The organism is Lactobacillus gallinarum DSM 10532 = JCM 2011 (assembly GCF_001434975.1).
Classification (GTDB): Bacteria; Bacillota; Bacilli; order Lactobacillales; family Lactobacillaceae; genus Lactobacillus; species Lactobacillus gallinarum.
Window position 1 is genome coordinate 1 of sequence record NZ_AZEL01000073.1, and the last position, 4,883, is coordinate 4,883.

Consider the following 4,883-nt stretch of genomic DNA (forward strand, 5'->3'; position numbering starts at 1 on the left):
CCCTTAGGACCAACTTGTGGGTTACCATCAGCATCAACAGTTGATAAGTAAACTAAATTATTCTTGAAAAGGTTTGCTTGTTCTTCAGTAAGTTTGTTAGTGTTTAATTTTTTCATAGACAATACATCCTTTCAATTTATCGATATACTAAGTATACATCAATTTGATGAGACCGTAAAATAGTTTGTGTAAGGATGGATATTTCCTTAATTTTATTTCCCTGAATATTAGAAAAAGGAATCCTTTTCCCGTATGATTGATTTGAACGAAAAACATACTAGAAAAGAGATTCCTTCATGAATGATTTTACCAAAGATATGGCTAATGCTCTATTCAATCAGGATAAAATTAATGATTTATTTAGACAAAAGCTCCAACAGGCTGTCAATGACCTGCTTGAATCCGAATTAGGCTACAATCCTTATGAGCGCGATGGCTGGAATACCGGAAATTCTAGAAATGGTGCTTATTACCGCAAGGTTGATACGCAATTCGGACAAATAGAAATCAAAGTTCCTAGAGACAGAAACGGTGAGTTTCATCAACATACTATGCCAGATTATAAAAGGCATACTGATGTTTTAGAGCAAACTGTTATCAAGCTCTATTCCAAGGGCGTCACAACCCGAGAAATCGCTGATTTGATTGAGAAAATGTATGGCGGCTATTATTCCCCAGCTATGGTTTCCAATATTTCTAAAGAAATGATTCCCAAAGTTGAGGCATATCATCAGCGACATCTGTCAGATAAGTTCTTCTGCGTTTATCTCGATACCACCTATATTCCTCTTAAGCGAGTCACTTATGAGCGCGAAGCAGTTTATATCACCATCGGTATCAAACCTAATGGTCATAAAGAAGTGATCGACTACTGTATTGCGCCTACTGAAAATATTGAGATTTGGAGCGAAATGCTCAAAGGCTTCAAGAGTCGCGGCCTTGAACAGGTAGAGCTCTTCTTGTCTGACGGAGTAGTTGGCATGAAAGAGGCTATCTGCCAGTCCTATCCTAAAGCGCATTTTCAACGCCGCTTGGTACACGTCATGCGTAATATCAATGCCAAAATGTGGGTTGACGATCGACAAAAAGCACTGGATGAATTCAAGCAGATTCATACTCAGTCAAACAAAGAAATGGCTGTACAGGTGCTGCATGAATTCTATCAAAACTGGGAAAAAGCCTACAAAAACGTAGTTAGAGATCTTAGACAGGTTGAGCCTGATCTGTTAACCTTTTACAACTATCCGCCAGCTATTAGAGCTTCAATTTACTCAACTAACATGATTGAATCCTTTAACAACAGGCTTAAGCGGAAAACCAAGCCTAAAACAGAATTTCCAACTGAGCAGTCGCTTGACACCTTTATTGGAGTTTAGGCAATGGATTACAATGACCGTTACTTTAACAGGATTCATAAAGGATTTGGGCAAGTTCGAGACACTCTAGAATCCTATTTTGATTAAAAGATAAATAAAAAAGTCAATCAACGAGAGAGATTATTTACACAAACTTCTTGACAGTCTCTTCTTGAAGCTTATTTGCAACGACAAAGAATCAAAAAAGTCACGTAATTTACTAAGAGCACAAAAATAACCGCCTCGGTATAACAATTACCGAGACGGCTTTTAAGTGCACTCTTTTATTTGACACTTACAACAGGCTGGAACTTCACCGCATCGTTTTAATTAACATTAATTCCATGAATTATTATCATCATCACTGAAGTGAACAAAAAATCTCGTGTCAGCTTGCTCATTCTTATGGTTGACTACATATTCAATGGTATCATTGGATATCCCTACATATTTGATATTTTTAATTCCACGACTCCTAGCAATTAAGTCTAAGATTTGCTCAATCTCTTCCTTAGTATATTTATGATCTTTTCGTTTTCCTTCAATTTGAATTTTTTTGCCATTTAATTTTGCAAAGACAGCCTTCATTTGTTTTTCAACAATTTCAATATCTGCTTGTGAAGATCTATCATCATTTGCTACTCGGCTCCCTATCCCAGAAGCTTTTTGATAATTGGCTCGATCAGTTGGCGAAGACAGTTCATATATATCATGATTATAAACTTGACCATTCATATTTCTCAGGAATTTAGTAAAATCATCAAATTCTTTTTTTGACGCAGGCTCAAACTTCTCGTCTTTGCCATTCTCCTCAAAAACACTAACTGGCAAAAATTTGTCTGAGGTTAGATAAACATCGCTACCATTAATATTATAAAAACTATAATAAATCTGACCATTTATCTTAGTATACGAAGAAACTCGAACCTTATCACCTTTTGAAACAAATTCTCCCAACTCACGCTGTCCCTTATCATTGTAGACAAAGGAATCGTGCTTAACGACTTGATTACCCATATATTGTAATGGATTGAAACTTGCCTTGTTTTCAAACCTTATAAAAGGCCTTATATCAGTAGTTTTTCTTTGCGCATCTTGAGTGTAAATTACGTACTTACCATCAGGATCAAATCTAGCGTCGGTAACATTATATTCCTTATTTACCAAAGCTAGAATTTGAGATTTTTGTGTACTTGTCAATATATAGTTATCGTAAGTTCCTTCAACTACCACCGGTTTCCCGTCCAGATCTTTGATAGCTTGCTTTAAATTAGCTTTAGCTGCTTCCATATCTTCAACAGTAGAATACTTAAAATTACCAACTTCATATGCGGCAGAATATGCAGCACGATAAGCATTCTTTTTAGCAGGAGAGGACAAATCATAAGCGAAACTGTTAAAAATACCACTACTTAATTGATCAATATCTTTCTTATATTGAATAAAACTCTTATCAGAAACTGTTACTTTTAATCCAGTAGCATTTTTATCAAAAGCAGATACAGGTACATAACCAATTATGTTATCATCATCGTCTCCAACTAAGCCATAATATTGCTTGCCATTAATCAGTGCTGTATTTTTAACGTAAGCCATACTACCTTTGATAGCATATCTACCTAAAATATGATTTCCTGCTTTATCAAAAACATATGAAGTATGTAATACCTTTAATCCTTTTTCTGAATCAGAGGAATCACTGCTCGTATTCTCTACATTGGTTGGTTTCTCTGAAGATGTTGATGAACTAGTACTACTACTTGCATTAACAGTAGAACCACTGTTTACATTTGAAGATACAGTTGACCCATTTACCGTATTTGTTACAACAGTACCTGCATTATTAGCGGCATTAGAATTAACCGAAGTCGAATTATTGTTGGTAACATTACCTGTATTCGTATTATTACCAGTAGATTTTTGATTTAGGTTATTCCGATTATTACTTGTCTTATTAACAATTGATGTTGTAGCATTCGCAGCCTTGATAAAACGATTTTTAGCAATCTTATAGTACTTCTTGCCTTTAATGTATCGAGTGCCCAAGATAGTAACAATTTTGTTTTTCTTTAAAGAAGCCACTTTGATTCGTCTGCCATTTTTATCAAAAACATAAGCATTATGTTTGAGCAAAGCAGTAGGCTTAGAGCTAGTATTGTATTTCTTAAAGTTCGTAAGACGAATATACTGATTTCTTCCAATTCTAGCATATTTCTTTCCCTTAATCGTCTTTTCCCCTAAAACCAGGACTTTCTTACCATGCTTCCAAACATTCTTCTTTGTCCTATGGCCTTGACTGTTATAAATATAGGCATTACGCTCTAACCTATTACTCTGTCCCACCTTTACAGCGGCACTAACTTCACTATTGGTAGTTACACCAGTTAATAATCCAAATGATAACAGCGCAGCCCCACTAATTGTAATTAAAATGTTTCTATTCATTTTTGCCTCCGAAAAATTATCTTCTAGCCCTTTTATTATATCGCTATTAGTATAAATAACGATTTTTTTAAATTCGTAAGTGTCAATATTTTTGCAATAGGCTATTAACCATTAGTCTGACCTTAATTTCTTAAATATTTATTTGACTTACCGCAAAAAATTATACACTTAGACTAAAATGAATAGATAAAACATAAATTCCCGGATTTAAAATTGAAGTGCAACACTAAGTGTTAAACAAAAAGGCCATGAAGACCTAAACTTGAAGTGACCAAAAATCAAGAAAGGTGATCTTCATGATTAATTCAAACTCTAGCATCTCTAGACATTATCATCAATTAGCAAGTGAGCTCTTTACGAACGACATTAATAGCTCTGGTTTCCTCCTCTTTTGAATCATAAATAGTGTCCTTTTTTGATTGCATTTTTTATATATTCAACACGAATTTTACCCAAGTAAGCATGAATATACATATACATATACTTATGAACATAATTATAAATACGCGTGGTGCTAGTTAAATCGTTCTAGACAATATGCCATATTATAAGCTAAAATGGCAACTTCGAGTCTCTCTTGAAAACCTGCTAAACTTCTAGCTCGATTATTTTCAGCGTTGTAGTAAGACAAAAGCGAAAAATCACTCTCGATGGTCCTTCTGAGTGCCATTAAATAGTGCTTATTGTGCTTTTGATCATTCTTCATGTTTTTAAGATATGGTGTCCAAAGCGTATAGCCCATTTGCTCTAAGCGTTGATGCAGGTTTTTGCCCAAATATCCTTCATCGCCCAAAAGGTAACGATTGTCAGGAGGAGCATTAGTAATCAGTTCTACTGTTTCCTTAGCATCATGAACTGAGGCCTTGGTTACGATATAATCTAGCAAGTAGCCGTCGTCGCTAACAATAGCGTGAACCTTAAAACCATAATAATAGATTTTTTTGGTTGCCTTATAGCCAATATCGGCATAGCCGCGAAAGATCTTTGCTCGACGATTGCGAATTGGCTGACAGACTGGCACAGGAACGCTATCAATAATCAAAATGTCGCCTGACAGATCTACTTCCTCATTAAGGCCATGTC

At 35.2% G+C, this 4,883-nt stretch carries 3 protein-coding genes and 1 pseudogene; 1 reads left to right on the plus strand and 3 read right to left on the minus strand.

Annotated elements, in window-relative coordinates; all coding sequences use genetic code 11:
* Positions 1–116, minus strand: a 116-nt coding sequence (locus FC37_RS08855) for a pyridoxamine 5'-phosphate oxidase family protein (RefSeq protein WP_162255098.1), incomplete at its 3' end; no start/stop codon positions are given.
* Positions 117–296: 180 nt separating this feature from the next.
* On the opposite strand from FC37_RS08855, the pseudogene FC37_RS08860 reads away from it, so the two are divergent.
* A pseudogene (locus FC37_RS08860) lies at positions 297–1,463 on the plus strand (IS256 family transposase).
* A 228-nt stretch (positions 1,464–1,691) separates the two neighbouring features.
* On the opposite strand, the gene FC37_RS08865 reads toward FC37_RS08860, so the two are convergent.
* On the minus strand, positions 1,692–3,800 hold the full coding sequence (locus tag FC37_RS08865) for an SLAP domain-containing protein (RefSeq protein WP_025006475.1): 2,109 nt from the start codon (positions 3,798–3,800) through the stop codon (positions 1,692–1,694).
* 514 nt (positions 3,801–4,314) lie between these two features.
* Positions 4,315–4,883: IS982 family transposase (locus tag FC37_RS08870; protein WP_056945619.1), on the minus strand; the 569-nt coding region annotated here is incomplete at its 5' end.

Excerpts from the sequence above, each read along its gene's own strand:
- FC37_RS08865 (WP_025006475.1), bottom strand. The coding sequence starts at position 3,800 with ATGAATAGAAACATTTTAATTACAATTAGTGGGGCTGCGCTGTTATCA.